This is a genomic window from Brevundimonas sp. EYE_349, from assembly GCF_023147505.1.
Classification (GTDB): domain Bacteria; phylum Pseudomonadota; class Alphaproteobacteria; order Caulobacterales; family Caulobacteraceae; genus Brevundimonas.
Window position 1 is genome coordinate 221,729 of record NZ_JAHXPB010000006.1, and the last position, 26,423, is coordinate 248,151.

At 67.3% G+C, this 26,423-nt stretch carries 31 protein-coding genes and 1 pseudogene; 19 read left to right on the forward strand and 13 right to left on the reverse strand.

Annotated elements, in window-relative coordinates:
* The first annotated feature begins 59 nt into the window (after window positions 1–59).
* The 3 genes from KZX42_RS12720 (at window position 60) to KZX42_RS12730 (ending at window position 4,319) form a co-directional block, all read left to right on the forward strand.
* Entirely contained in the window at window positions 60–1,922 is a 1,863-nt protein-coding gene (locus KZX42_RS12720; protein WP_112862310.1) for a copper resistance system multicopper oxidase, read from the forward strand.
* Window positions 1,923–1,975: 53 nt separating this feature from the next.
* The gene (locus KZX42_RS12725) at window positions 1,976–3,442 is read left to right on the forward strand and encodes a copper resistance protein B (RefSeq protein ID WP_248119757.1); all 1,467 of its coding nucleotides are present in this window, start codon (window positions 1,976–1,978) and stop codon (window positions 3,440–3,442) included.
* A 139-nt stretch (window positions 3,443–3,581) separates the two neighbouring features.
* Window positions 3,582–4,319, forward strand: coding sequence for an HAD family hydrolase (locus KZX42_RS12730; RefSeq protein WP_161638712.1), 738 nt, complete (start codon window positions 3,582–3,584; stop codon window positions 4,317–4,319).
* A 160-nt stretch (window positions 4,320–4,479) separates the two neighbouring features.
* Here KZX42_RS12730 and KZX42_RS12735 read toward each other — a convergent pair whose 3' ends face one another.
* The 5 genes from KZX42_RS12735 to KZX42_RS12755 form a co-directional block, all read right to left on the reverse strand.
* Window positions 4,480–4,890 carry a copper resistance CopC family protein gene (locus KZX42_RS12735; RefSeq protein ID WP_248119759.1) on the reverse strand — a complete coding sequence of 137 codons (411 nt, stop codon included), beginning with the start codon at window positions 4,888–4,890 and terminating at the stop codon, window positions 4,480–4,482.
* A 25-nt stretch (window positions 4,891–4,915) separates the two neighbouring features.
* On the reverse strand, window positions 4,916–5,251 hold the full coding sequence (locus KZX42_RS12740) for a hypothetical protein (protein ID WP_054765332.1): 336 nt from the start codon (window positions 5,249–5,251) through the stop codon (window positions 4,916–4,918).
* A gap of 108 nt (window positions 5,252–5,359) precedes the next feature.
* Window positions 5,360–5,938 (reverse strand): RNA polymerase sigma factor, encoded by a 579-nt coding sequence (locus tag KZX42_RS12745; protein WP_054765333.1) that lies wholly within the window; start codon window positions 5,936–5,938, stop codon window positions 5,360–5,362.
* An 8-nt stretch (window positions 5,939–5,946) separates the two neighbouring features.
* Window positions 5,947–6,387, reverse strand: coding sequence for a periplasmic heavy metal sensor (locus KZX42_RS12750; RefSeq protein WP_112862307.1), 441 nt, complete (start codon window positions 6,385–6,387; stop codon window positions 5,947–5,949).
* The gene (locus KZX42_RS12755) at window positions 6,384–6,665 is read right to left on the reverse strand and encodes a hypothetical protein (protein WP_066551049.1); all 282 of its coding nucleotides are present in this window, start codon (window positions 6,663–6,665) and stop codon (window positions 6,384–6,386) included. Before KZX42_RS12755 ends, KZX42_RS12750 begins: the two co-directional genes overlap by 4 nt.
* A gap of 117 nt (window positions 6,666–6,782) precedes the next feature.
* Between KZX42_RS12755 and KZX42_RS12760 the strand changes: the two genes are divergently transcribed.
* The 4 genes from KZX42_RS12760 (at window position 6,783) to KZX42_RS12775 (ending at window position 9,256) form a co-directional block, all read left to right on the forward strand.
* Window positions 6,783–7,433, forward strand: coding sequence for a DUF2231 domain-containing protein (locus KZX42_RS12760; RefSeq protein ID WP_248119762.1), 651 nt, complete (start codon window positions 6,783–6,785; stop codon window positions 7,431–7,433).
* An 89-nt stretch (window positions 7,434–7,522) separates the two neighbouring features.
* Window positions 7,523–7,990, forward strand: a complete 468-nt coding sequence (locus tag KZX42_RS12765; protein ID WP_054765336.1) for a nuclear transport factor 2 family protein — start codon at window positions 7,523–7,525, stop codon at window positions 7,988–7,990.
* A 50-nt stretch (window positions 7,991–8,040) separates the two neighbouring features.
* Complete coding sequence (locus KZX42_RS12770; protein WP_220116512.1) at window positions 8,041–8,514, forward strand: DUF411 domain-containing protein; 474 nt, start codon at window positions 8,041–8,043, stop codon at window positions 8,512–8,514.
* Window positions 8,515–8,527: 13 nt separating this feature from the next.
* On the forward strand, window positions 8,528–9,256 hold the full coding sequence (locus KZX42_RS12775; protein ID WP_066551051.1) for a PepSY domain-containing protein: 729 nt from the start codon (window positions 8,528–8,530) through the stop codon (window positions 9,254–9,256).
* A 30-nt stretch (window positions 9,257–9,286) separates the two neighbouring features.
* Here the strand turns inward: KZX42_RS12775 and KZX42_RS12780 are convergent, their stop codons facing one another.
* The gene (locus KZX42_RS12780) at window positions 9,287–10,297 is read right to left on the reverse strand and encodes a type II restriction endonuclease (RefSeq protein ID WP_248119764.1); all 1,011 of its coding nucleotides are present in this window, start codon (window positions 10,295–10,297) and stop codon (window positions 9,287–9,289) included.
* A gap of 21 nt (window positions 10,298–10,318) precedes the next feature.
* Between KZX42_RS12780 and KZX42_RS12785 the strand changes: the two genes are divergently transcribed.
* The 6 genes from KZX42_RS12785 (at window position 10,319) to KZX42_RS12810 (ending at window position 17,395) form a co-directional block, all read left to right on the forward strand.
* The gene (locus KZX42_RS12785) at window positions 10,319–10,597 is read left to right on the forward strand and encodes a hypothetical protein (RefSeq protein ID WP_224761378.1); all 279 of its coding nucleotides are present in this window, start codon (window positions 10,319–10,321) and stop codon (window positions 10,595–10,597) included.
* A gap of 83 nt (window positions 10,598–10,680) precedes the next feature.
* Window positions 10,681–11,130: a hypothetical protein gene (locus tag KZX42_RS12790; RefSeq protein ID WP_224761380.1), complete on the forward strand. Its 450-nt coding sequence runs from the start codon at window positions 10,681–10,683 to the stop codon at window positions 11,128–11,130.
* A gap of 112 nt (window positions 11,131–11,242) precedes the next feature.
* Complete coding sequence (locus tag KZX42_RS12795) at window positions 11,243–12,574, forward strand: TolC family protein (protein ID WP_082382654.1); 1,332 nt, start codon at window positions 11,243–11,245, stop codon at window positions 12,572–12,574.
* Window positions 12,571–13,872 carry an efflux RND transporter periplasmic adaptor subunit gene (locus tag KZX42_RS12800; protein WP_248119767.1) on the forward strand — a complete coding sequence of 434 codons (1,302 nt, stop codon included), beginning with the start codon at window positions 12,571–12,573 and terminating at the stop codon, window positions 13,870–13,872. Before KZX42_RS12795 ends, KZX42_RS12800 begins: the two co-directional genes overlap by 4 nt.
* Window positions 13,869–17,018 carry an efflux RND transporter permease subunit gene (locus KZX42_RS12805; protein ID WP_248119769.1) on the forward strand — a complete coding sequence of 1,050 codons (3,150 nt, stop codon included), beginning with the start codon at window positions 13,869–13,871 and terminating at the stop codon, window positions 17,016–17,018. Before KZX42_RS12800 ends, KZX42_RS12805 begins: the two co-directional genes overlap by 4 nt.
* On the forward strand, window positions 17,015–17,395 hold the full coding sequence (locus KZX42_RS12810) for a copper-binding protein (protein ID WP_054765341.1): 381 nt from the start codon (window positions 17,015–17,017) through the stop codon (window positions 17,393–17,395). Before KZX42_RS12805 ends, KZX42_RS12810 begins: the two co-directional genes overlap by 4 nt.
* A gap of 65 nt (window positions 17,396–17,460) precedes the next feature.
* Here the strand turns inward: KZX42_RS12810 and KZX42_RS12815 are convergent, their stop codons facing one another.
* The 4 genes from KZX42_RS12815 to KZX42_RS12830 form a co-directional block, all read right to left on the reverse strand.
* A complete protein-coding gene (locus tag KZX42_RS12815) occupies window positions 17,461–17,874 on the reverse strand; it encodes a hypothetical protein (RefSeq protein ID WP_054765342.1) in 414 nt (137 codons plus the stop codon).
* Between the two features lie 1,038 nt (window positions 17,875–18,912).
* A complete protein-coding gene (locus KZX42_RS12820; RefSeq protein WP_066629210.1) occupies window positions 18,913–19,209 on the reverse strand; it encodes an AlpA family phage regulatory protein in 297 nt (98 codons plus the stop codon).
* Between the two features lie 108 nt (window positions 19,210–19,317).
* Window positions 19,318–19,506, reverse strand: a complete 189-nt coding sequence (locus KZX42_RS12825) for a hypothetical protein (protein ID WP_183195817.1) — start codon at window positions 19,504–19,506, stop codon at window positions 19,318–19,320.
* 172 nt (window positions 19,507–19,678) lie between these two features.
* On the reverse strand, window positions 19,679–20,191 hold the full coding sequence (locus tag KZX42_RS12830; protein ID WP_248119773.1) for a hypothetical protein: 513 nt from the start codon (window positions 20,189–20,191) through the stop codon (window positions 19,679–19,681).
* Here KZX42_RS12830 and KZX42_RS12835 point away from each other — a divergent pair.
* The 5 genes from KZX42_RS12835 (at window position 20,178) to KZX42_RS17345 (ending at window position 22,027) form a co-directional block, all read left to right on the forward strand.
* Window positions 20,178–20,837 (forward strand): hypothetical protein, encoded by a 660-nt coding sequence (locus tag KZX42_RS12835; protein WP_248119776.1) that lies wholly within the window; start codon window positions 20,178–20,180, stop codon window positions 20,835–20,837. The two genes, KZX42_RS12830 and KZX42_RS12835, sit on opposite strands and share 14 nt — an antisense overlap.
* A 53-nt stretch (window positions 20,838–20,890) precedes the next feature.
* On the forward strand, window positions 20,891–21,061 hold the full coding sequence (locus KZX42_RS12840; protein ID WP_244878404.1) for an EAL domain-containing protein: 171 nt from the start codon (window positions 20,891–20,893) through the stop codon (window positions 21,059–21,061).
* A gap of 219 nt (window positions 21,062–21,280) precedes the next feature.
* Entirely contained in the window at window positions 21,281–21,484 is a 204-nt protein-coding gene (locus KZX42_RS12845; protein WP_157076479.1) for a hypothetical protein, read from the forward strand.
* Window positions 21,485–21,525: 41 nt separating this feature from the next.
* Window positions 21,526–21,816 (forward strand): hypothetical protein, encoded by a 291-nt coding sequence (locus KZX42_RS12850; RefSeq protein ID WP_066629222.1) that lies wholly within the window; start codon window positions 21,526–21,528, stop codon window positions 21,814–21,816.
* 61 nt (window positions 21,817–21,877) lie between these two features.
* Window positions 21,878–22,027, forward strand: coding sequence for a DUF6766 family protein (locus KZX42_RS17345; RefSeq protein ID WP_348983635.1), 150 nt, complete (start codon window positions 21,878–21,880; stop codon window positions 22,025–22,027).
* 28 nt (window positions 22,028–22,055) lie between these two features.
* Here the strand turns inward: KZX42_RS17345 and KZX42_RS12855 are convergent.
* From KZX42_RS12855 to KZX42_RS12865, 3 genes and pseudogenes are all read right to left on the reverse strand, one after another.
* Window positions 22,056–22,922 (reverse strand): annotated as a pseudogene (locus tag KZX42_RS12855) (AsmA family protein); the annotation flags it as partial.
* A 185-nt stretch (window positions 22,923–23,107) separates the two neighbouring features.
* Window positions 23,108–23,731 (reverse strand): AsmA family protein, encoded by a 624-nt coding sequence (locus tag KZX42_RS12860; protein ID WP_248119781.1) that lies wholly within the window; start codon window positions 23,729–23,731, stop codon window positions 23,108–23,110.
* A 92-nt stretch (window positions 23,732–23,823) separates the two neighbouring features.
* Entirely contained in the window at window positions 23,824–24,831 is a 1,008-nt protein-coding gene (locus KZX42_RS12865; RefSeq protein WP_248119794.1) for a L,D-transpeptidase, read from the reverse strand.
* Between the two features lie 274 nt (window positions 24,832–25,105).
* Between KZX42_RS12865 and KZX42_RS12870 the strand changes: the two genes are divergently transcribed.
* Complete coding sequence (locus tag KZX42_RS12870) at window positions 25,106–26,407, forward strand: mechanosensitive ion channel (RefSeq protein WP_066629233.1); 1,302 nt, start codon at window positions 25,106–25,108, stop codon at window positions 26,405–26,407.
* Window positions 26,408–26,423 lie beyond the last annotated feature (16 nt).

Sequence of the window (26,423 nt, forward strand, 5' to 3'; positions counted from 1 at the left end):
GTAAAACCCTATAGATCGTCGCCTCGCCGAGGCGCGGTTCTGACTTTCAGGAGTATCTTATGAAGCTAGATCGTCGACTGCTGCTGCGCGGCGCCGTCGCGGGCGGCGGTCTCGCCGCCTTGCAGGGCCTGATGCCCGCCTGGGCGCAGACGGGCTCGCCGGGGCTGCGGTCGGACCTGCCTACCCTGACTGGGCCGAATATCGATCTGACCATCGGTCAGACACCCTTCACCGTGAACGGGCGCACCGCGACCGCCACGACCATCAACGGCGTGCTGCCGGCGCCGGTGTTGCGGCTGCGTGAAGGCCAGAACGCCCGTCTGGCGGTGACGAACACCCTGGACGAAGACACCTCGATCCACTGGCATGGGATTCTCCTGCCCTTCCAGATGGACGGGGTGCCCGGGATCAGCTTCCCAGGCATTAAGCCGCGCGAGACCTTCGTCTATGAGTTTCCGATCAGGCAGTCCGGCACCTTCTGGTACCACAGCCACTCCGGCCTGCAGGAGGCGCTCGGCCATTACGGGCCGATCGTCATCGATCCGGCCGGTGCCGATCCGGTCGCCTACGACCGCGAGCATGTGCTGGTCCTGTCGGACTGGAGTTTCATGCATCCGCACGAAATCCTCGACAAGCTGAAGAAGAGCCCCGGCTACTTCAACCGGCAGCGCACGACCCTGGCGGGCCTCTTCTCCGGCGAGGACCGCATGAGCCTGGAGGAACGGCGCATGTGGGGCCAGATGCGGATGGACCCGCGCGACATCCTCGACGTGAATGGGACGACCTACACCTATCTGATCAATGGACACGGCCCGCAGGAGAACTGGACCGGCCTGTTCCGACCCGGCGAACGGGTGCGGCTGCGCATCATCAACGCCTCGGCCATGTCGATCTTCAACGTCCGCATCCCCGGCCTGCCGATGACGGTGGTCCAGGCCGACGGCGAGAACGTGCGTCCGGTCGAGACCGACGAGTTCCAGATCTCCGTCGCCGAGACCTATGACGTCATCGTCCGACCGACCGAAGACCGGGCCTACACCATCGTATCCGAGGCCATCGACCGTTCCGGCATGGGGCGGGCGACCCTTGCTCCGCGCCTGGGGATGACCGCCGAGGTTCCGCCGCTCCGCGAGGTTCCAAACCTGACCATGAAGGACATGGGCATGGGGGACATGGGCGGGATGGGCGGCATGGACCACGGCTCGATGGGAGGCCAGCCGGGCGGCGCCATGGCGGGGATGGATCATGGCGCCATGACCGGCGCCTCCGGCGGCGCCATGGCCGGGATGGATCACGGCGCCATGGCGACCCAGTCCACGGGTGCGATGACCGGGATGGACCACGGCTCCATGGCCGGCATGAGCATGCGCGATCCCGCCAACGCGCCGCCGGACATGGCGGTGGGGGTCGGCGTGGACGCCATCGCCATGGCGCCGGCCAACCGCATGGGCGAGCGCCCGACGGGACTGGCCGACGTACCCCACCGCGTGCTGGTCTACACCGACCTGGTCTCGCTGACGCCCAACAAGGACCAGCGTCCCCCATCGCGGACCATGGAGATCCACCTGACCGGCAACATGGAGCGGTTCATGTGGGGCTTCGACGGAAGAAAGTTCAGCGAACTGGTCGAGCCGATCCGCTTTGAGCGGAACGAGCGGGTGAGGGTGACCCTGGTCAACGACACCATGATGGCCCACCCCATCCACCTGCACGGCCACTTCTTCGAACTGGTGACCGGCGGACCGGCGGGCCACCAACCGCTGAAGCATACGGTCAACGTTCTCCCCGGCGGCAAGGTCACCTTTGACCTGACCGCCGACAATCCCGGGGACTGGGCCTTCCACTGTCACATGCTGATGCACATGCACGCGGGCATGTTCAACGTCGTCACCGTCCGCCCGATGGCAGGAGCTTCGTCATGATCCGTCGGTCTGTGGGTCTCGTCCCTCTGCTCCTCGCGGCCTCGGCCGGCCCGGTGTTCGCCCAGAGCCACGCCGGGCACGGCGCGGCGGCTAACGCCGTCCAGCCCGCCGTCCAGCTGCCCGCCGGTTGCGTCCGGCGCGGCGCGCCGACGGCGGATCCCTCCCGCGTCGGAACGCTCGGGGCGCCGGCCTGCCCAACCGGCGCCGTGCCCGAGCGCGCGCCGGCGTCGGCGGACCCCCACGCCGGGCACGACATGTCGACGATGGGCCAGACCGCGCCCGCGCCGACCATGCCGGCGGGACATGACATGTCGACCATGCAGAGCGGCCAACAGCCGGCCGGCGCCGGTCAGCCGAATCCTCACGCCGGGCACGACATGTCGACGATGCGGCAGACCGCGCCCGCGCCGGCCATGCCGGCGGGACATGACATGTCGACCATGCAGAGCGGCCAACAGCCGGCCGGCGCCGGTCAGCCGAATCCCCACGCCGGGCACGACATGTCGACGATGCGGCAGACCGCGCCCGCGCCGACCATGCCGGCGGGACATGACATGTTGACCATGCAGGCCGGCCAACAGCCGGCCGCCGCCGGTCAGCCGGATCCCCACGCCGGGCACGACATGTCAACGATGCGGCAGACCGCGCCCGCGTCGGCCATGCCGGCGGGACATGACATGTCGACCATGGGGCAGATGCCCCCGGGTCATGACATGTCGGCCATGGCGATGCCGCCCGACGTGCCGACCAGCGCGGACAACCCGGGACGCCCTCCGGAAATGCCCGTTCCGCCCGGGGCGACCAGCGGCCCCGCTCACGCCGCCGATACCCTGTTCGATCCCGCGGAGATGGCGGCGGCCCGCGAACAGCTTCGCGTCGAGAATGGCGACGTGCGGACCACCGCGGTGATCATCGACCAGCTCGAAGCGAGTTTCGGAGACGGCGAAGAAGGCTACGCGCTGGACGCGCAGGGCTGGACCGGCGGCGACATCAACCGCTTCTGGTGGAAGTCGGAAGTCGAGGGCGACTTCGACGGCGAGGTCGAGGAAGCCGAGATCCAGGCCCTTTACAGCCGGGCGTTCCGGCCCTTCTTCGACTTCCAGACGGGTCTGCGACAGACCTACCGTCCGGAGGGCGATCGAACCGATCTGGTCGTGGGCGTTCAGGGCCTCGCGCCTTACTGGTTCGAGGTCGATGCGGCGGCCTTCCTCTCCAACAAGGGTGAACTCACGGCGAGGGCGGAGGCCGAATACGATCAGCGGATCACCAACCGCTGGATCGTGCAGCCTCGCGCTGAAGTCGTGCTGTCGGCCGAGGACATCCCCGAGCTCCGGATTGGATCCGGCCTGACGTCGCTCCAGATCGGGGCTCGGCTGCGGTACGAATTCCACAAGGAGTTCGCCCCCTATGTCGGCCTGGAATGGACCAAGAGCTTCGGGAATACGGCGGACTTCCTCGAAGCCGATGGGCGAAGCTCGGAAGACACGCGCCTCGTCGTCGGCATCCGGACGTGGTTCTAGCGAAGGTCGGCGGCGGCGGGCCTCGTCTGATCCTTGGCCCCGATAGGCGGTCGCGGATCGTCGCCGAGGCGCGGCGTCCCCGGTCTCGGCGGCTGGAAAGGACGGGGAGGTCTCGGTGAGGCCGCGGCCCCTCTCGGCCGTGGTCATCGACCTCGACGACACCCTGCTCTCGGCCTACCGCCGGCCGGATCTGGCCTGGCGGAGCGTCTGCTTGATGATGCAAGCCGAGCTGGGCGGCCTCGCCCCGGATATCGCGGCGCAGGCGCTCACGCGGGCCGGGCAGGCGTTCTGGCGCGACCCGCGGTGTCATGAGTTGGGTCGCGCCGACCCACGACACGCGCGGCGCCTCATCGCGACAGCGGCCTTCGAGACCCTGCTTCGGGAAGGCCATCCCGCACCGGCTTGCGAAACGGTCTCGAGCCTCGCCGACGCCTTCAGCCGGCGGCGGGACGAAGAGATGCGGCTCGAGGCGGGGGCTGAGGCCCTGCTGCTCGACTTGCGCGACGCGGGCTATCGCCTCGCGCTTCTCACCAACGGCGCCGGACCGTTGCAGCGCGCCAAGATCGAACGGTTCGGTCTCGAACCGTATTTCGATCACATTCAGATCGAGGGCGAAGTCGGCGTGGGAAAGCCCTTTCCCGACGCGTTCAGGCGTGCGTTCGCCGCCCTGGCCGTCGAGGCCCCCGAGGTCTGCGTGATCGGCGACAGCCTCGAATGGGACATCCGTCCGGCCAAGGCTCTGGGCTGTCGGACCGTGCTGTATGATCCGGAACGGGCCCTTGAGGCCGAACTCCGTCGCAGCGACGCCGACGTGGTGGTCAGGACCTTGACGGGCCTGGCGCGTTGTCTGCCTGCGCTTCACACTCAGCGTGAATGAAGGGTTCGGCGTGCGGGATACCGCCGCGTCGCTTTTAAGCCGCCCGCGATCGAGGTGCGCCAGATCGACGATCCGATCGCGCAAGAAAAACGCCGCGCGGCTCGCCGCGCGGCGTTCCCCACTTCGGTTTCGGCCCCTCAGGAGGCGGGAGGCCGCCTCCTCAGTGAACCATGAAACGGACGACGCCGTTCATCTGATGGCCGTCGGCGCCCTTCGCGGTCCAGGCGGCGGCGTAGGTGCCGGGCGCGAGGGCCGGAAGCGGGGCGCTGACCGTGACCGCGGGTGCAGCCTCCGCTGACAGGGCCACATCGACCGCCTGGTTCGACGGTCCGCCGGTCAGGCGAAGGGACGTCAGGACCATGGCGTGCGGGAAAGTCGCCGAGAAGGTGGTCGGGGCGGAGGACAGCATGGCGTTGTCCGCCGGAGTGGTCGCCACGCCATTGGCCGGCGCCTGCATGGCGGCGTGGTCCTGCGCCGACATGCCGGCATGCGACTGGCTCTGGGCCTGGGCGGCCGACAGAGGAGCGAAGGCCGCGAGGGCGGCGAGAGTGGCGCGTATTGAACGGTTCATCGAAAACTCCTGGACTTCAAGCGAACTACTGTTTGGGCGGCATGGTCATGCCGTCCATCTTCGACATGTCATGGCCGGCCATCGGATCGGCAGGCGGCGGTGTCGGCTCTGGCGCGGGCGCGGGCCGGGGGGCCGGGCGGGGCGCCGATGCCTTGGGAGGCGCGGCCGGGGTTGATGCGGCAGGGGCGGGCGTGGCGGCCTGCGGCGGCGTCGACTCGGGGGTTGCGGCCGGCACGGCTTCCATCGGAGCCATCGCTGAAGCGTCCGGCGTCGGCTCGGCGTCCACCGGTTGAGGCTCGGCGGCGGGCTGGCAGGCGCCCAGGGTGACCGCCGCGGCCGCGGCGAGGATCGGCAATCTCATGTGGCAAGCTCCTGATAAGAGGGCGACGGTCAGGTATTTCCATCGACGCCTTCATACTGGTTTACGCGGGCGAGCGCCGCAGCCCTCGCCGTCCGGCCTTCATCCGCGTCATTTCGGAGCCGGCGGGACGTCGCCCGCGCCGCCCAGGACATCGAACAGCTTGCGACGGGCGCGCGCGACGCGCGTCTCCACCGTCTTGACGGTCACGCCGAGAATTTCGGCCGCTTCCGCCTGGCTGCGCCCCTCGATCGCGGTGAGCAGCAGCGGGGCCTTGAGATGCGGCGGCAAAAGGCTGATCGCCTCGTTCAGACGGGCGAGTCGGTCGCCGGCCTCCATCCGTTCATCCGCCGGCTCGTCGCCGTTCGCCACGGCCAAGGCTTCCGGCGATGCCAGATCGACGTCGCCCCGGATCAGGCGTCGGACGAACCGGCGGCGGCTCCAGTCCCGGCATTTGTTGAGCGCTATGGTCCGGATCCAAGCTTCGAAGGGCCGGGTCGGGTCATAGCGGCGGATGTTGATCCACGCCGCCGCATAGGTCTCCTGCAACAGATCCCACGCATCCTGTTCGTCGCCGACATAGCGCCGGACGAAGCGGAACAGGGCCGTCTTGGTCTGCTGCATCAGCGCGCCGAAGGCCGCCCGATCGCCGCCGGCGGCGCGCGCTGACAGGTTCGCTGGACTCTCCACCCGGAACGCTAGCCTTCGTCGGGCGCGAGAGCCGCCACGATGCGGTCGTCGAAGACCTCGGCCTGGGCAGGGGTCAGCACCGACCGCATCTCGAAGACGTGGGCTATCGTCTCCTTCTGAAGGGCGCCCATGGCGACGTGGAAATGGTCAACCGCGGCCTGAACCGGGGGACCGTCGCCGTCGCTCTGTTCGATCGCGCGCGCCAGCTCGAGGTTGGCCGCGCGGACATCGGCTTCGAGCGCGGGCCGACGCGCTGCGAACCGGGCCTCGACCGCCTCGATGCGCGTCAACTGGTCAGGCGACAGCTTGAGATCGTGGTGCACGATGTCGTGCAGGGACGGCGGCTCGCGCCGGCTCAGCACCCAGCTGGCGCTGATCCAGGTGCCCGCGCCGCTGGCGACGGCCGCCAGCACGGCCGTCAGGACGATCGCGCGCCAGCCGCGCATCACCGCCCGGTTTCCAGTCTCACCAGAGGCGACAGGCCCGCATCGACCGTGAAGATGGCCATCTCTCCCGGCGGGCTCGGCGCGGCGGCCGCGCCGACGCCGCCCGCCGTCAGACCGGTGGCGAGGGCCACGGCGACCGCGCCGAGACGGACCTGCGTGGCCAGTCTTTCGCCGCGAAGCGTCTCGACCCGGCTCCAGACCAGCGGTTCGAGCCCGTCGAGCGACCGGCCGATGGGCGTCATCGCGGACTCGGCCAGAATGTCATCCAGTTTAAGCGACATCGAACACTCTCCTTGCGCCCCTACATCCTACTACGGCCAAGACCGTGACATCCCTCGGGCGAGGGGGCGGACCTCGCGCTGCGTAGATAGCAGAAGGGACAGGAGTGGAGAGGGTTTATGACATCACGCGGATTTTTCCCGGCATTGGGACTCGCGCTCGCCTTGTCGGTGAGCGCGCCCGCGATCGCGCACGAGGATCATGACGCCCCGGCGGTTCGCGGCCAGAGCGCCGCATCGACCGCCGAGGGGCCGCAATCGGACATGACGGCCATGCCCGGCATGGCGGCCGACATGGACCACGGGGCCATGATGGCGGACGAGGGTCCGAAACCCATGCCGCAGCGCCTGTACCGCTGGCTCGGCGCCATGCACCCGGCCGCGGTGCATTTTCCGATCGCCCTGTTCCTCGTCGCCGCCCTCCTCGAGATCGCCGCCCTGACCCTCCGGCGTCCGGTCCTGACCCAGGGCGCGCGCGTCATCATCGCCTTGGCGGCCATCTCCGCGGTCGGCGCAGTGGCATTGGGCTGGTTCGCCATGGGGATGCCGGGACGGGACGACGCGACCCACGCCTCTCACAGATGGCTCGGCACTTCGATCGCCGCGCTGGGCCTCCTCAGCTGGTGGGCGAAGGAGCACTGGGTCCGCCGGCCGGGGCCCGGGCGCGAGAGAGTCTACATCGGCCTGTTGACGCTCACCGCCGTCGCCGTCGTGATCAACGGCCTCTTGGGCGGCATGCTGACCCACGGCGTGAGACATCTGATGTTCTGAAGGCCGCGCCGTCGTTCAACCTTCTCGTTTTTTCACCCACGCCCGTCCGACACACCTTTCGCGGCCGGCAAACAGGAGCCTCGCCCACGATGTTTCGTTCAACCTTCGCCGGACTGGCGGTCGCCGCTCTCCTCGCCACCGCCTCGCAGGCCCAGACCGCGGACGAACAACAGGTCCGCGCCGTGGTCACCGCCTACAAGACCGCCATCGAGCGGATGGATGTGTCGCAGACGCCGGCCCTGTTCTGGTCCGACTCCGAAATCTTCGAGAACGGCGGCGTGGAGGGATCGTTCGCCTACTATCTGGAGCACCATCTGGGTCCTGAGTTCGCCGATCTCGCTGGGTTCGACTTCCGCGACCACGACATGAAGATCGAGGTCGATGGCGATACGGCCTTCGTAAGCGAGACCTACACCTACCACATCACCTTCAAGGACGGCGCGCGAGCTCCCATAGAACGCCGCGGCGCCGCGACCAGCGTCCTGCGCAAGCGAGGTGACGAGTGGAGGTTCGACATCTATCATTCCTCGGCGCGGCCTTTCCGTCCGGCGGCCTGAGCGCGACCGCGACGGTCAGCGCCGTTTGCACATCGTTTTCTTGAGGTCTCATGGGGTCCCAGTCCATTCCACTCTCACGCCGCAGTCTCATCGCCATGGGAACGGGCGCCCTGGCGGTCGCGGCCTGCGCCCCGGTCGGTCGCGCGTCGAACGAGCTCGCCGTCTACAAGACGCCGACCTGCGCCTGTTGCACGGCCTGGGTGGATCACATGCGCGCCGCGGGCTTCGAGGCGCGGATCAGCGAGCTTCCCAGTCTCCGCTCGATCCGCAGCACCCAAGGCGTGCCCGAAGCCCTCGCGTCCTGTCACACCGCCCTGATCGGGGGCTATGTTCTGGAGGGCCATGTGCCGGCCGAGGACGTGAGACGGCTTCTGGCCGAGCGTCCCAAGGCCGTGGGCCTGGCGGTTCCGGCGATGCCCCTGGGGTCGCCGGGCATGGAGACGCCGGACGGCCAGCGCGAGCCCTATGAGACCCTGCTGATCCTCGAGGGCGGCGGCACACGCGTCTTCGCGCGTCACAGCTAGTCGGGTTCGTTCCATGAAGGTTCTCAGGCTGTCGACCCAGCTTCACAAATGGGTCGCCCTCGTGGTGGGGCTGCAGGTTCTGTTCTGGGTCGGCGGCGGTCTGGTCATGACCGTCATTCCGATCGAGACGGTGCGTAGCGAACATCGCGCGGCCGAACTCAAGCCGGCTCTGCTTGAGGTTGGAGCTCTTCCGACCCTCGCCGTCGTGGCCCGTCGCGCGGGCGTGGCCCCTGTCGAGGCGGAGCTGCGCACGACGCCGCGCGGACCCGCCTGGACTTTGAAACCGGCGGACGGAGAGCCCGTCGTCGTGTCCGCCGTCACGGGCCTTCCGTTCGGGCCGATGTCCGCTGGCGAGGCCTCGGCGTTCGCCCGGACGGGCTACAAGGGCGAGGCGAAGGTGTCCGACGCCGTGCTGCTGGCCACGGCGCCTCAGGAAACCGGCCGGACAGGACCGCTCTGGAGGGTCGATTTCGCCGACCGCGAACGGACGACCTTCTATCTGTCGCCGGCCACCGGAGAGGTCGTGACGCGCCGCTCGGGCGTCTGGCGGTTCTATGACTTCTTCTGGCGGCTCCACATCATGGACTGGAAGACCGGCGAGAACTTCAACCATCCGCTGATCATCATCACGACCTTCCTCACCCTGAGCATCGTGATCACCGGGATCATCCTGCTATGGATCCGCCTAGCGCGTGATCTGAAGGCTTTCCGGGCGTCTCGGCGGACGGGCGGTTCGAGTTGATGCGGGTTGCGCCCGGGCGCGGGCGGGTGGTCAGGTCAGGCGGTGAGAGATTTCGGTCAGGCCTCGCAGGTCGGAGCCGAAGCGCGCGATCGATCCCCGGTGCCGGTCCAACTCCCCATAGGGCAGATATCGGACGTCCAGGTCCGAGATCCGGCTGAAAGCCGGCCGCTGGAGCTGGGCCCGGACATCGCCTTCCCGGCTGTCCGGCGCCACCAGAAAGAGACCGGCGGACGTGTGGAGTTCACCCGAGAGCGCCAGATCCAGCATGCGCACCACGCCGGAATAGATGGTGGTGGAGTGCTCGACTTCGAAGGCCGCCGCTACGCGATCCGGCGAGGCATCGAGCCAGAGGACGTCGATCAGACGGATCGACTCGGCGCCAGCGCCGTTCGCCAGCGCCGTCGGAAGTTGATCGAGACAGCCCTCGCCGAGACGCGCGCCGTCATGGAGCCGGCTCTGGTCGTTGGCGGCGATCCAGACCCGATAGCCGAGCGCGCGTCCCAGATCACGAAGCCAGGCCTGGATTTCCGTGTGCGTGCGATCCGTCTCGCGTTGCTGCGCCGTCGCCTTCTCGAACTTCAGGGCTTCCGCGCGGGCTTGGGCGAGCCGTTCTTCCCACCCCTGGCGCGAGAGCGCGTCACCGGCGGGGGGCGGCGCCGGATACCGCCCTGACCCGACATCGAACAGGAATCCCGCGAGGGCGCCCAGATCGTTCGACAGAAGGTCACGATATCGGGCGTTCAGCGCCAGGAGGCCCTCCCGCATGGCCAGATAATGTTCCCAGCTGCCGAGCTTCACCTTCGAGCCGGTGATCGCGTTGTAACCGTTGACGATGGCGGTGTTGAACGGGGGCGCATGCGTGGGGTGCAGGAAATAGATCAGGTTGGCGACGGCCGGCCCGAGGCCCTTGATCTTGAGTTGATCGATCGTGCGGATGCCGGAGAGAATCTCGTCGGCTGTGGAACAGCCGCTGCAATGATGCAGCAGGCGGCCGAAGGCGCGCTGGTTCGCCGGGTTCTCGTAGATGTCGGGGATCCTCAACTTGGGCTTCCACAGAAAGGCGTGGTCGGCGCCCTTGAAGATCTGTCGCTGCTCGGCGACGGAATGGACGATGGTCTCCAGGGACGAGCCGCGATAGGCGACACCGAAGCGGCCCGTCTCGATCTCCTCGACTACCTGGCCGATGCCCCGGCGGATCGACCGGAAATTCTTCAGCCGTTCATCCCACAGGAACCAGGTCTGGTAGGTCGCCGAGGGATCGTTACGCCATTGCGCGATGAGGTCTCGAAGTCTGTCCGGCACGCCATCCTCTCAGATCCTGAATCTTCCCTCCCAGCGTAAGCGGGTCTGCGCTGAAGCGCCACTGGAGCGGCTCTTCTGCGGTCGATCATGCTCCCGACGGACGGCGATGAAGGGCGTTCGTCATGGTCGCGACTGAAGCGGACGGCGCGCGCCGTCCGGCGCGGTCGCGTCTTGACTCGAAGGGCCTCGAAGCGCCTATCTCGGCCGCCATGTGGAATATTGTCCGCGTCCTTCTGTTCGCCCTCGCGGTGGCCGGGTTCATCGGCCAGTCGTCGGCGCACGCCACTCCGGTTCAGGTGTTCGAGGCGACGGCGGCAATGCCGGAGGCGGACTGCGCCGAGATGATGGACATGGCGGACGAAGCCGTCGACGACGCCGAAGGCCCGTGCAGCAAGATGACGCCGGATTGCATCGCCAAGATGGGCTGCGCCGCCGTCGCCTCGCCGATGCCGCCCGCGCCGGCGATCGAGCATCCGCTCGGGTCGGGGGCGAAATCGTTCGCCGAGGTCGATGTCGCGCTGGAAGGCGCGGGTCCGCTTCCACTGAAGAGTCCGCCCAAACCGCTGTCGTAGACTGCTTTCGCTGATCGGAAAGCCGCGCACCGCTTCGCGGCGTCCGCCGATCGACTGAGGTCTGCGCCTGCGTCACGCCGCGAGGTGGACGCGGCGGTTATCGAGAATTCTCATGATCATTCGCTTCGGCACGGCGGCCTCTGTCGTGCGCCGTCTTTCGGCCGTTCCCTTGCCGCGACGCGTGCGGCGGCCTTGCTGGTTGGGCGCCGTTCACCGGCCGTGGCCACTGTCGGCAGTCCTCGTGGTGGCACTCTGGACCGCGCCGGCCCGCGCCGATCCTCAGACCTTCGACGAGGCTCTGGCCCGCGCCGCCAGCGATGCGCCGCGCCTGAGAGCCAGCGCTCTGGGCGTCGACGCGGCTCGGGCCGCCGCGCCCGCCGCCGGGCGTCTGCCGGATCCGCGTCTCAAATTCGGCCTCGACGGTTTTCCGGTGACTGGGCCGTTGGCGGGCCAGTTCGGCGAGGACGATTTCACCGCCCTGCGGATCGGGGTCGAGCAGGATCTGCCGAGCCGGGCGCGCCGCCGGGCGGAGCGGGACCTGGCCGAGGCCGCCGTCGGCGTCGCCGTGGCGGATGAGGCCACCGCCCTGCGGGAGGTTCGGATCGCGGCCGGCGTGGCCTGGATCGACCTCTACTACGCGGACCGCAAGCTGGCGGTCGTCGATCAGATTCTGGCGACCCTGCAACCCCTCTGGGAGGCGGCCCCGTCCGGCGTGGCCTCGGGCTCCGAACGGCCGGCCGCCGCCCTGATCCCGATCCAGCTGAAGGCGGCCCTGGACGACCGCCGGAGCCGGCTCCTCGCGGATCGGGACGCGGCCCGGGCCGAGCTGACCCGCTGGACCGGCGATCCGGCGGCGAGCACGCAGGGAGAGCCGCCCCGGGCGGGACTCGATCCCACGCGTCTGCGAGCGGGACTCGAGGATTTGCCGGCGCTCCGGGCCTACGCCGCCGAGCGACGTCGCGCCGACGCCGAACTGGATCTGGCGCGCGCCGGCCGCCGGCCGGACTGGTCGGTGGAGGCTAGCTATCAACGTCGCGATCCCCGGTTCGGAGACATGGTGTCCGTGGGCGCCAGCGTCAGTCTGCCGCTTTTTCAGAGAGAACGTCAGGAATCCTTGATCGCCGCCCGGGCGGCCGACGCGCTGAGAGTGAGCTCGGAGCGCGATGCGACGCGGCGACGCCTGGAAGCCGATCTGCGGCGCGCCCTGGCCCGGCAGGCGACCGATCAGGACCTGTGGATCCGGGCGCGGGACGTGGTGCTGCCCGCTGTGGTGCAGCAATCAGACCTGGAGACGGCGGCCTATGCCGCCGGCCGCATCGGGATCGGCGACATCATCCGTGCTTTCACCGCCGTGGCGGAGGCCCGGCTCGACGTGCTTGACAAGGAAGCGGCGGCGGTTCGGGGCGCCGTCGAGATCAGCCTGACCTATGGGGGTGACAGATGACCGGATTTGGCGACAAGCGTCTGGCGATGGCGGCCGCGGCGCTCCTGCTGGTCGCCATCGGGGCCGGCGCGGGCGTCCTGATCTCCCAGCGGACGCGAAGCGGGGCGAATGACGCCGCTACGGAGCGGAAGGTGCTCTACTGGTACGATCCAATGGTCCCGAACGAACGGTATCCGGGGCCAGGCAAGTCGTCCATGAACATGGACACCATCCCGAAATACGCGGACGAGGTGGGTTCGGGGGCTGGCGTCCGCATCGATCCGTCGCTGACCCAGAACCTGGGCGCCCGGTTCGCCTTCGTGCGTCGCGGCGTGCTGGAGGCCGATGCCGAGGCCACCGCCGTCATCGACTTCAACCAGCGCGACATCGCCGTGGTCCAGGCGCGCGCGGACGGATTCGTGCGAAGGGTCTACGATCGCGCGCCGGGCGATGTGATCGCCGCCGGCGCGCCCCTGGTGGACCTGCTCATCCCGTCCTGGGGCGGCGCCCAGGCCGAATATCTGGCGGTGCGACGCACCGGCGATACGTCCCTGATCCGCGCGGCGCGGCAGCGACTGGTCCTGTTGGGCATGTCCGAGGCGTTGATCGCCGCGATCGAGCGCAGCGGGCGGGCGCGAAACACCATCACGATCACGGCGCCCGCCGGCGGCGTGGTCAAGACCTTGGGCGTGCGTTCGGGCATGAGCGTGGCTCAGGGCGCGACCTTGGCCGAAATCAACGGCCTGACGACCGTCTGGCTCAACGCCGCCATTCCGGAGGCGTTGGCGGGCCAGCTGCGGGTCGGGCAATCCGTCGCGGTCACCCTGGCCGCATTCCCGGGCGAGCGCTTCACCGGCCGCCTGACCGCCCTGTTGCCGGAGCTCGTCGGCGATAGCCGTACGGTCACCGCGCGAATAGAAATGGACAGTCGGGGAGGGCGTCTCAGGCCCGGCATGTTCGGCCGCATCACCTTCGGCGGCGGTTCGACCTCGGCTCTGCTCGTGCCGACCGAGGCGGTGATCCGGACCGGCGAGCGTGACCTCGTCATGCTCGCCCTCCCGGAAGGCCGCTTTCAGGCGGCGGAGGTCCGCATCGGACGGGAAGCCGGCGGCCGGACCGAGGTTCTCGCCGGCCTCAGGGAGGGCGAACGGATCGTCGCGTCGGGCCAGTTCCTGATCGACTCCGAAGCCAATATGTCGGGGGTCGCGGCCCGGCCGATCGGGGAGGTCGAACGGGCCGCCGCCGCGCCGTTGGCCGAAGGCCGGTCGGTCGCCGGCGGGCCGGCGGCGTCCGCTGCGCGCGCGAGGCCCGCGCAATGATCACTGCCGTCATTCGCGCCTCGGTCAAGGGGCGTTTCCTCGTCCTGATGGCCGCCTTCGCCCTGCTCGCGGCCGGCCTGTGGGCGGTGCGAAGCACGCCGGTCGACGCCCTGCCGGACCTGTCGGATGTGCAGGTCATCATCCGCACCAACTACCCGGGCCAGGCGCCCCAGATCGTCGAGAACCAGGTCACCTATCCGCTGGCGACGACCATGCTGTCGGTGCCCGGCGCGCGGACGGTGCGGGGCTACTCCTTTTTCGGGGACAGCTTCGTCTATGTGCTTTTCGAGGACGGGACCGATCTCTACTGGGCCCGGTCCCGGGTGCTTGAATATCTGAACCAGGTTCAAGCGCGGCTTCCGGCCACGGTCCAACCGGCGCTGGGTCCCGACGCCACCGGCGTGGGATGGGTCTATGAGTACGCCCTGGTCGATCGGACCGGCCGCCACGATCTGGCGCAGTTGCGCAGCCTGCAGGACTGGTTTCTCCGCTACGAGCTGAAGACCGTGCCGGGCGTGGCGGAGGTCGCCAGCCTGGGCGGCATGGTGCGGCAGTATCAGGTGGTGCTCGACCCCGTCCGGCTCGCCGCGTACGGCGTGACCCATCAGGCCGCGGTGGAGGCCATCCAGCGCGCCAACGGCGAAACGGGCGGGTCCGTGCTGGAGCTTGCCGAGGCCGAGTATATGGTGCGCGCCAACGGCTATCTGACCGAGCTGGAGGACTTCCGGGCCATACCGCTCCGCACCGCGGCCGGCGGGGTTCCGATCCGGCTCGGCGATGTCGCCACGGTTCAGATCGGTCCGGAGATGCGGCGCGGGATCGCCGAATTGAACGGGCAGGGCGAGGTCGCCGGCGGCGTCGTCATCCTCCGGTCCGGCGGGAACGCGCGGTCAACGATCGCCGCCGTCGCCGAGAAGCTCGAGACGCTCAAGGCCGGACTGCCCCCGGGCGTCGAGGTCGTGACCACCTACGACAGGTCCCGGCTCATCGATCGGGCGATCGAGAACCTGAGCGGCAAGCTGATCGAGGAATTCCTCATCGTCGCCCTGGTCTGCGGCCTGTTCCTCTGGCACGCGCGATCCGCGCTTGTCGCCATCCTGACACTGCCGCTCGGCGTGCTGGCGGCCTTCCTGGTCATGAATGTGCAGGGGGTGAACGCCAACATCATGTCGCTGGGCGGGATCGCCATCGCCATCGGGGCCATGGTCGATGCGGCGGTGGTCATGATCGAGAACGCCCATAAGCACATCGAGCGATGGGAGCACGATCATCCTGACGACAGGCTGGACGGCGAAACCCGCTGGGCCGTGATCACCGAGGCCGCCGTCGAGGTCGGGCCTGCGCTGTTCCTCAGCCTGGTGATCATCACCCTGTCGTTCATCCCCGTGTTCAGCCTGCAGGCGCAGGAAGGCCGGTTGTTCGCGCCTCTGGCCTTCACCAAGAGCTATGCGATGGCGGCGGCCGCGATCCTGTCGATCACCCTCGTCCCCGTGCTGATGGGCTATCTGATCCGCGGGCGGATACCGGCGGAGCGGAGCAATCCGATCAATCGCTGGCTGACACATGCCTATTGCGGACCTTTGGACTGGGTGCTCAGATATCCGAAGCGGACCCTGCTGATCGCCCTCGCGGCCTTCACGACCACGGCCTGGCCGTTGAGTCAGCTGGGCGGCGAGTTCATGCCGGCGATGGATGAAGGCGACCTGCTCTACATGCCGTCCGCACAGCCCGGCCTGTCCGCCGCCGAGGCCGCGGAACTGCTGCAGCAGACGGACCGCATGATCCGCACGGTGCCGGAAGTGGCGACCGTGTTCGGCAAGGCGGGCCGGGCGGAAACCGCGACGGATCCGGCTCCGCTGGAAATGTTTGAGACCACCATTCAGTTCAAACCGCGCGATGAATGGCGCCACGGCATGACTCCGGAGAAGCTGGTCGAGGAGCTCGACCGCGCGGTTCAGGTGCCGGGATTGTCCAACGTCTGGGTTCCGCCCATCCGCAATCGCATCGACATGCTGGCGACGGGCATCAAGAGCCCGGTCGGCGTCAAGGTGTCCGGCGCTGACCTCGGTCAGATCGACCGCATCGCCGCCGAGGTCGAAGAGATCGCCCGATCCGTGCCAGGCGTGAGCTCGGCGCTGGCCGAGCGGCTGACGGGCGGCCGTTACATCGATATCGACATCGACCGCGACGCGGCGGGCCGGTACGGGCTCAACATCGCCGATGTGCAGTCGATCGTCTCCGGCGCGATCGGCGGCGAGACCATCGGCCAGACCGTGGAGGGCGTGGCGCGCTATCCCATCAGCGTGCGCTATCCGCGCGAGTTGAGGGACAGCGTGGAGCAGCTGCGAGCCCTGCCGATCCTGACGCCTTCAGGCCAGCAGATCACCCTGGGCGCCGTCGCCGATCTGCGGGTCGCCGACGGGCCGCCGATGCTGAAGTCCGAGAACGGCCGGCCGACCACCTGGGTCTATGTCGACGTGCGGGGACGCGACCTGGCCTCGGTCGTCGCGGATCTGCGTCGAGCGGTGGCCAGCGATGTCACGCTCACGCCTGGCGTGAGCATCGCCTACTCGGGCCAGTTCGAATATCTCGAACGGGCGACCGCGCGGCTCAGGATCGTTGTCCCGGCCACGCTGGCGATCATCTTCATCCTGCTCTACCTGACCTTCGGGCGCTTCGACGAAGCCCTGCTGATCATGGCCACCCTGCCGTTCGCCCTGACCGGGGGGATCTGGCTGCTCTATCTACTCGGCTTTCACCAGTCCGTCGCCACCGGCGTCGGCTTCATCGCCCTGGCCGGCCTCTCGGCCGAGTTCGGCGTGGTGATGCTGATCTATCTGAAGCACGCATTGAAGGATCGCGGAGCCGACCCCGATCGCGGACAGGTCGAAGACGCCGTTCGCGAAGGCGCCCTGCTGCGGGTCCGGCCCAAGGCCATGACGGTCGCCGTTGTCCTCGCGGGCCTGTTTCCGATTCTGATCGGCCACGGCGCGGGCTCGGAAGTAATGAGCCGGATCGCCGCGCCGGTGATCGGAGGCATGATCACCGCGCCTTTGCTCTCGATGCTCGTTATCCCGGCGGGCTATCTTCTCCTCAGGCGCCGCAAGGCCCGTTCGACCCTCTCAACCCAAGGAGCGACTCCATGACTCGAACCTTTATCGCACTCGCCGGCGCGGTCATGATGCTATCGGCCTGCGGCCAACCCGCAGACCCGGCCGCCGAACCGGACGCTGCCGCTCCCGTCGACACGGCTTCCGCGGCCGGCGCGACGGACACGGCGACATCCCCTGCTGCGGGCTCCAGATCCGGCAGCGGCGCGGGCGTGGTCACCGCCGTGGATGCGGCGGCCGGCACCGTGACGATCAATCACGAGGCTATTCCGGCGGTCGGCTGGCCAGCGATGACGATGAGCTTCACGGCAGACCCCGCCGTGGTACAGCAAGCCGCTGTCGGGGATCGCGTCGAGTTCGACCTGACCGTTCAGGGCAACGCGGGTGAAGTCACCGCCATTCGCCCGGAATAGCCGGACTCGCCTTCACCGTTCGTGCGGGGCGTTGTCAGCGCACGCACGGTGAAGGCGGTGCTCCATCAACGGCTCGACGGAGTGATCGTGCCAGCCGCCTCCCGGCACGCCTCTTCGCAGCGGCGGCAGGCCTCGGCGCAGATGCGGCAATGTTCATGCATGTCCGCGTGCTTGTCGCACTCCGCGGCGCAGGCCGCGCAGATGTCGGCGCAAACCTCGAGCTGGCCCTTGATGACCGCCTCGTTGCTCCCCGTGCGGCGCGCGCCGACCGCGCCGGCGGCCGCGCAGACGTCGGCGCAGTCGAGGTTGAGCCGAATGCATTGTACGAGATCGGCGACCATGGCTTCGCCGAGACAGGCGTCGGCGCAGATGCGGCAGGTCGCGGCGCACGCGTAGGCCGCCTCGACGGCGCGGATCAGCGCGTCGTTGGTCGAGCCTTTGACGTGAGGATGGGCGCTGATCATGGACTGGATATGCATGGGATTCTCCGATGGCGGACTCGGTCAACCCGCCGGAACGGCCGCCGTTCCCCGGTGATCGCGTGCGCCGTGAAACGTGAACAGCGTGCCTCCCCGGACGCACAGCTAGGCTGGGATCACGCTGTCCGGTCATGCTCCTGAGGGCCTATCTGCGGTCGGCAAGCGCCCCATCCTCCACCCGAATACGCCACGCCAGAAGCATGGCGTTAGCGATGGTCCATGCGAGGGCGATCCAGATTTGGCCGAACGCGAGCGGCAGGACGAGGATTTCGAGGGACGCGATCACATATTTTGGGTGACGAGTGAACCGGTAGGGGCCGCGTCTTGGAACTGCAGCGCGACCACGATGGTCACGGCGAGGCCGGCGCAGAATTGGCGGAGCAGTCGCGTCAATACAGGTTTCCTGACCTTCGACCCATACTGGGTGACCCGGACTCGCGCAACGACTCGATCGTCGCACGGGTTTGAAGGCCGTCAGGCTTCCTTGAGCCGACGGGTCACGCCAGCCGCTGCGACCGCCTCCGGAGCGGGTTGTAGATCCAGCCTGTTCGTCAGATCGTTCGGTTGTGGTATCCCGTGTCAGCGAGGTATATCGGCTCGCTTCTCTCGCAAACCAAGCTTTCGGCATTGTCAATACATCTCGAAAGATGTCGTGATCACGCGCTTTTTACATCAGACTATTTCTTCATTGTTTTCAACATTCCTCGATCTATTCGGACTGCGACACGGCGCTGTTGACGCCCATTGGCATAAAGACCATATGGATCAAATCATTACCAGCGTTCGTGTAATCGAGTGGGAATAACTCGGGGCTCTCGCTACCTTTCCGTATCGCTTCCGAAAACCTCGATAAGCGCCTGACAACATTGTGAATTCTGACGAGACCCTTCGATATCATTCGGAGGGTCTTTTTTCGTTTTACCGTCACTGGCGACGGTGTCGCCTCCTGTTGCGATGCAGGAAGCTCCCGGCGACCGCCATCCACGTCCGCGACATCGTCAAACAGATTTACGCCTGGCAGGCCCTTCACACCCGTGGTCACGGTGCAGGAGACCTCGGCTCCGCGTTTTGATCCGCGCGTCTGACAGGGCGCGAGCGCCGCAGGCGGACGTCCGGGCCGGCCGCCCTCGGAATTGGCCGATCCCGGCGAAGTTTCAGCCAGGCCTCGACCTCGGCGAGGTCCCACACGACGCAGCGCGGCGTGAGCAGGAAACGCTTGGGAAACTGACCCTTCTGCTCCATCTCCCAGATGGTGCTGTCGGCCAGCGGCACCATCTGACGAAGCTCAGGCTTCTTGATGGTTCGCTTGAGCGGCGGTGCGGCGGCTTGTGCCATCGGGCTCTCCTTTGAATACGACTCAAGGGAATCCGAAAGGCGACGACGGAGCCATCCGCAGGTCTCCTTGGGTGAAGTCGCCACCGTGTCGTTGCGGATTGCCGACCCTCAGCGGGGCTGGAAAGCTCTGCCCCGGTTGCCGATCATCACCCAGCCGGCGTTGGTCGGGCGGTAACCGCCTTTTGCGACGGCCTCGGCAAGTCCCAGCACCGTCAGTTCGCGTCCGCGGTTCTCGTTGCCGGCGCGCGCCGGATCCACGAGGTCCAGCAAGGCTTCGATGCGTTCAGCGTCAGTCATGGGTTCTCTATGGACGGATCGGCACCGAGTTCAAGGAAAGAGGGTGTGTTCGTCGAAGCCGGCCGGTCGGCGTGTCGGCGCGGCACGAAAGTTCGTGACCCCCAACAGACGCGGCTGCGCAAAGTATGCATGGAATTTAAATCAAAATCTTTGCATAAGCGTCGGACGCTTCCTACGTAGGTGGCGAAGGATTTTCCCAATGTCGGCGCTCAACGATGTGAGGAAACGACTGCGGCCTGGTCAGGTCTATCGTCGTCAGGATTTCGAGAAGTGGTCCAATGCCGTGGATCGGCATCTGCGCCAGCTCGTGGAGGAAGGGCGACTGGAGAAGGTCTCCGGCGGCCTCTATCTGGCGCCGCGCCAGACGCGCTACGGCAAGGCTCCCGCCCGGCCGGAGAAACTGGTGGAGAGCTTCCTCAAGGACGACCGCTTCCTGCTGGTCTCGCCGAACGCCTACAACGGCCTGGGGGTAGGGACGACCCAGCTGTACAACGAACCCGTTGTCTACAATCTCAAACGCCATGGCCGGTTCGACCTCGGCGGCCGCGTCTATGACTTCCGCAAAAAGCCCTCGGTCCCGGCCAAGCTGACCGAGGAGGTCCTTCTCGTCGATCTGTTGCAGAACCTGGACCGGCTCGCCGAGACCCGCACCGCCACAGTTACAGGCCGAGATGCGGTCGCTCATCCAGTTCAAATCCGCGACCCTCACAGACCTGGGCTTTCAGCGATCGGGTGTCTGGGGGCCGGAGACGGCCGCCCAGCGCGGCGAGCATCTTGCCCCGCTGTTCGGAGCCCTGGCCGCCCGTTCGGACGGCGAGGTGAAAGGGGCAGGGGCCGTGCCTGAAGATCTCTCGCTTGCCCTGTTGGTCTGCCCGCCAGTCTGGGACTGGTACATCCAGTGGCGTGAGCAGAGGCGAGGCTTCTTCACCGGTTGGGAGTCGGAGATGCTCCTGCTGGCGGCGGCCCTGACCCGGGTGGAGTTCGGTTGGCTGCGCCAATGTCCGTGGCTGGCCGAACGGCTCCGGCCGATCCCCGGCGTCCTGACGCAGGCGGACATCGAGACCGTCCAGGCTGACTGGGACATGGCCTGCGAGCGGATGAACCGGCACGCCCTGTCGCGGGCGCGAGAGGTGCAGCGGGTCGCGCGCGTCCACCGCGATCCATTCGAGCCGCTGCTTCCCATTCTCGAGGCCGCGAGCCCAGTGGGCGAATATCTCAAGATCGCCGAGGAGGTGCTGCGGTACATGCCGGATGCCCGTCGCCATCCGCGCGCGGCGGCCGAGACGGTGCGCGGGTTTCTCATGCTGCGGTTGACATCGGCACCCGGCTGAAAATCGACCAGTCTTTCGTCAGGAACGTCACAACGAACCGGGAAGACGCGGCGATCGTCCGCGCCGTGATCTATCTCGGCCGGAACTTTAGCCTGGATGTGATCGCCGAAGGTGTGGAGAGCGAAGAACAGCTGGCCTTCCTCGCCGAGAACGGGTGTCCGGAAGCGCAGGGCTATCTGTTCGGTCGCCCCGTCATGACCAAGACGTTCGACTTGGGTATCTGACGGCAGGAGAGATAGTGCCGCGCGAAGCTTTTCCGCCGCCGGCGCGGGTATAGAGCCCTAAGACGTTTTGACATGCCGAGGCGGTGTCGGCGCTCCGGTTCGTCGATAGCCGACATCCAGGGGTTGCGCGCTTCGAGCGTCCGTCAGCGGACTTTCGAAAAGCTGCATTTCCTCTACGACACCAAGGTGCTAAGCGTGGCCATTAGCTCGCGATGGCCGATGACCTCCTACCTTTTCAAGCTTTACACAACGCCCGACGGGGAGCCGGTCACCGAGTTGGCCAATGCCCAGGACGACGAAGAGGCGCGAGATCTGGCGGAACTGCGTCTTCTCTTGACCGGCGGGTTATTGCGGGTTTCTGTCCACCGTGATGGGGAAGAGGTCCTGATCCTGACGCGGGACAACGACGGGCGAGACCCCTAGTTCGGGGGCTCATTATGTCGGTGCGGCTGGAGATTATCTGAATGGCGGAGGCCGACGACGCAGGTCGCTTGCTTGATCTGGAGAAAGAAGTCGCCCGGCTGCACGGTTGTGTCGGGGTCCTTTCCGAAGGCTTGCATGTCACGCTCGTCGCGCTGGAAGTGCTCATGGACCCCGAGCGGCCCGAGGCTTTCATGCACCGGGCGCTCGTCGAAGGATTGAGGCCACGGATCGAGTACGATTACTCCGGCGAAGAACGAATGGCGGCGCTGGAAATGCTGTCATGGATCGAGTCGCACGCTGTACGGTCCGACGACGAGCAAGGCCAAGGCTAGGCCTCTCGCCGGGTCAGCTCAAATCGCCAGGAAAGCCAGGACCCGCGGGGCGGCGATCTCCGTGTCAACCGCTCGACCAGGCGGCGCCTTTCTGTCCTCCCTGTTCGAGAACTGGGAGAGCGAATTTCTGCAGATGAGGACCTATGTCGTCTTGACCGCCTATCTGATGCAGCGCGGGTCTGGGCCCGGGCGACGCCGTTGGAGACGTTGAAGTCGGCGACAGCGCAGCGGATGTCGGCCTTGGACTGGTCGCCGCGCAGTAGCTTGAGCAGTCCCGCGCTGGCGTTGATGCCGAGGAGTTCGGCGAAGGCTGAGCGCATCTCTCCGTTCGGCACCACCAGGCTGACCGAACCCTTCGACGCGGCGGCGAACCGATGGATCGAGTTTCCCGGTCCCTCAAGGAGCATCCGCCCGGTGGCCTGGCCTGTGATCGGCGCCGTGCCATTCTTCGCAGGCACGATGGATTCCAGCGGATAGCCGGTAAGCCGAAAGTCCATAGCGCTGTAGGGCATGTCCCGCGCGGCGTTGATCCGCGCCGTTCCGGTCAGGCTTCCTCGATTGAAGGTAAAGGCGACCGGATTGAGGTTAAGGACCCCGGCTTCAAGTTCTGCGCCCAGACGCACTGCACGAATGTCCATCTCGTTGGCCTTCACCGAAGCCGCCCGGTAGGTCAGGCTCCCGTCCATCGTCCGCAAGCGATCGACGTTCAAGGTGGCGTCAGGCAACAGCTTGCCCGGCGCGCCCGAACTGACCGTGGTGGTGTTGGTGCCGGCCGCATTCGTCTGGGTCCGGGCCCCGAAGATGGCCATGAGGTCGTCGATATCCAGCCTCTGCGAGGCGAGTTGCGCCTCCAATCGCAGGCGGCCGCCCGTCTCGGCCTTGACGTCTCCGGACAGGTCGGACGACCCGACCCGGCCGGTGAAGTCGTTGAAGGTCCAGGTGCTGTCGTCGCGCTTCAACGCCCCCGCCAGCCGGTAGGGCGGGGTATTGGGAAGGGTCACGCCGGTCAGCAGGTACAGGTCGCTGAGGTCTTGCCCCTGGAGGGTCAGGGTTGAGGTGAACTGGCCCAGGTGGAAGGGTCGGGTGACCGCGCCGTCGGCGGTCAACTTCGACCGCGCGCCCTCGATCAGGGCGTTGAAGTGATACGGGCGGTCACGGCGAATGTTGATGAAGGGTCCGCCCTCGATCCGCAGCGTCAGGGGCGAGCGATTAACCGAGCCCTCGCCGGCCAGAACAAAGCCGGCGTCGTCGTCGTTGGCGGTCTCGCGGGCGTCGACAGAGGCGTCGAGGGTCAGGCCCGTTTCTGTTCGTCTATGACGATATGGCCGTTCTGGATAATGAGTTGCTGGATGACCGGCAGCTTCATGCCTTCGCCGGTGTCGGGCTTGTTCGGCTCAAGTTCCCAGCTCTGGCGACCGTCTTTCGTGGCGAGGAGATAGACTTCGGGCTGGGTGAAGGAGAGCAGATGCATCTCGATCTGGCCCGCGAACAGTTTGCGCAGTCGGACCGAGGCCTCGATGCGCGAGACTGTGGCGGTGTCGCGCGACTTGGCCCACTGCGGGCCGCCGAACTTCAGATCGTTGACGATCACCGTAGGCGTCCAGGTGAACAACTTGACGTCCAGGTCGCCGCGCAAAGCGATCTCGCGATCATATTTGGCGGAGGCCCACCGGCCGATCGGCCCGCGCAGCCAGTTCCAGTCGAACAGGAGGAAGAAGATCACGATCGCGGCGATCAGCAGCATCACAATCGAAGCTGCGATCTTCTCCGTCCGCCCGGGATGACGAAAGCTGTTGTAGACGGGATCGTTGGCCTTGACCCAGTCGCGCCATTCCCCGGCCCGAACCCCCGCGCGCGCCAGGGTTCTCGTCCGAAAGGCGTCCCAGGACAGTCGAAGTTTGGATGTCGCGGTCAAGGTCGAAATCTCCCTACTCAGCGCTCCAACGCATCAGCGTAAGGTTGGTGTCAGGAAATCAAGACCTTAGCTGTGGCGTGCGGGGCGGCGGATCAGTTGCGGAAGATCACATCCATGCCGGGATTCACCGCCGCCGCCAGCTGCTGTGCGTCCCAGTTGGTCAGGCGCACGCAGCCATTGGACGCGGTTTTGCCGATCAGTTCGGGATCCGGCGTACCGTGGATGCCGTAGGTGTCGCGTGACAGGTCGATCCAGACCACGCCGACCGGATTGTTGGGCCCGGCGGCGACCACCAGTTTCTGTTTCCCATCGCCATAGCTCAGGCGCGACGGGTCGTAGGTGTAGTCGGGCGCTTTGGCCACGCCGACCACCTTCAGGTTCCCCGTCGGCGCCGGCCGCTCGCTGCTGCCGATGGTGGCGCGATAGACGGCGAGGACGCCGCCCGAGCGATCGAAGGCGGTGACCCGGCTGGAAGTCTTGTCGACCTCGATCCTCACGACTTCGGCCAGCGACGGCGTCGCCACCGCCGGCACCACGATGGTCTGCCCGGCCCGGCTGAGATCGACGCCGGGATTGAGGGCGTCGAATAGGGCCTCGGTCATATGGAACCGCTCCGCCAGCGCTTCCTTCAGCGTGGCGTATCCGAGCGCAGTCAGCCGCGCCTTGCCCTCAAGGTCGTCCGGCAGGGCCCCAATGTAGGGACCTGCAAGGTCCTGGGCGGTGATGACGTAGTCGCTCAGTACGGGCCGGCTGTCCGCCGCCAGGCGGCTGAACACTTCGGCGTCGAGCTGCCCATCGACGGTCAGACCATTGGCGGTCTCAAAGGCCGCGATCGCCTGCCGCATGTTTTCCCCGTCCAGACCATCGATGGCTCCGGGCGAAAAGGGCGAGCGATCCAGGAGAATCTGCGCCCGGATCAGGGCTGCGGTCGGTGCTGGTGTCGTGGGAACGACGTCCTCACCCGCTGGGACCTGCGTCGGCGTGCTTGCAAAAGGCGGCGTCGACCCTGGCGTCGCCGCGGGCGCGTTAGAAGGCGACAGCTTCGCCGGCGGCTCGAATGTCGCGGCCTCGATCGCCTGCCGCGACAGGCCCGCGGCCATCGGGCGCTCTGGCGCAGCGACAGCGACGGGCGCAGGTTCCGGCCGAGCCGCTTGGTCAGGAGACGGCGCGCCGCAGGCGGCCAGCCCTACCAACAGTGAAAGCGGGATGACGCGAATGAACATCATAATCCAGAACTGTGAGCGACGAGTAGCGATCGACCAACCCGACTGCTTATGGGCGGTTCCCCGCGTGAAAGCCATCGCCAGGCGGAACCCCCTCAGCTTTGCACCGTTAGTTCGGCGACGCTTGCGAGGGAGCGTCGTGGAGGGTTGAATGCAAACGGCAAACTACGAGTTCATCGGCTGGAACGCGCTCATTTACGAATGGGGCCCCAAGGCGCTCGGAGCCCTGGTCATCCTGGTCGCGGCCTGGTTTATCGGCAAGGCCGTCAAATGGGCGCTGGCCAAGGGCATCAACCGCATTCCGGGCGCCTCGAAAGCGACCGCCAGCGATAATCCCAAACATTCTATCGGCGCGAGCCTGGGCGACGTCGCCTTCTGGCTGATCCTGCTTTTCGGCGTCGTCGCGGCGCTCGGCGTCCTCAACCTCGGCCAGGTCGTCACCCCCCTCAACACCCTTCTGACCCAGGTCGCCGCCTTCGTCCCGAGCGTGCTGGGCGCCGTCCTGATCTTCTTCATCGGTTTCGTCGTCGCCACCCTGGCCAGGCGGGTCGTCGAGGCCGCCCTGCAGGCCGCCAACGCCGATCGCTGGCTTGAGAAGGCCGGTCTGACAAAGGCGACCGGATCGACCGGTGTCAGCACGGCCATCGGTACCCTGGTGTTCGTCCTGATCCTCATCCCGATCACCATCGCCGCCCTGGAACAGCTCGGCATCGAATCCCTCACGGTTCCCGCCGTGGCCGTCCTCTCGACCGTCCTGGCGGCGATTCCCCACGTCCTCGCCGCCGCCATCGTCCTCGCTGTAGGCTGGTTCATCGGTCGCTGGGTCGCCCACCTGATCGAACGCATCCTGCCGGCCACCGGCTTCGATCGCAGCATCTCCAGCCTGACCAGCCTCACGGCCACGCCCGAGAAGCCGGCCCAACCGACGCCTGCCGTCGCGCCCTATGCCGGGGACGTCACGCCGGCTACGGCGCGGGCGCTCGGGGGGGAGGCGCCGAAAGCCCTGACGCCGTCGTCCATCGTCGGCAAGATCGCCATGGCCGCCATCGTGGCCTTCACCGCGGTCGAGGCCGCCAAGCTGCTGCAGTTCGGCACGATCGCCGTCACCCTCCAGGAGATCCTGGCGCTGGCGGGTCATGTCATCGTCGGCGGGATCATCATCACCGCCGGCGTCCTGATCGGCGGCGTTCTGGCCAACCTGATCAACAAGGGGACTGGCGGCGCCGACGGTTTCGCGTCGACCTTGGTCCGCTGGGCCACGATCGCGCTGGCGACGGCCATGGGCCTGCGCTTCATGGGCATCGCCGACGACATCGTTCTTCTCGCCTTCGGCTTGATCCTGGGAGCCGCGGCGGTCGCCGCGGCCTTGGCCTTTGGTCTCGGCGGACGCGACGCGGCGGGCAAAGTGGCTCAGATGTGGGCCGACAAGGTCACGAAGATCCCGCCGCAATAACCCTCCCGGACCGGGC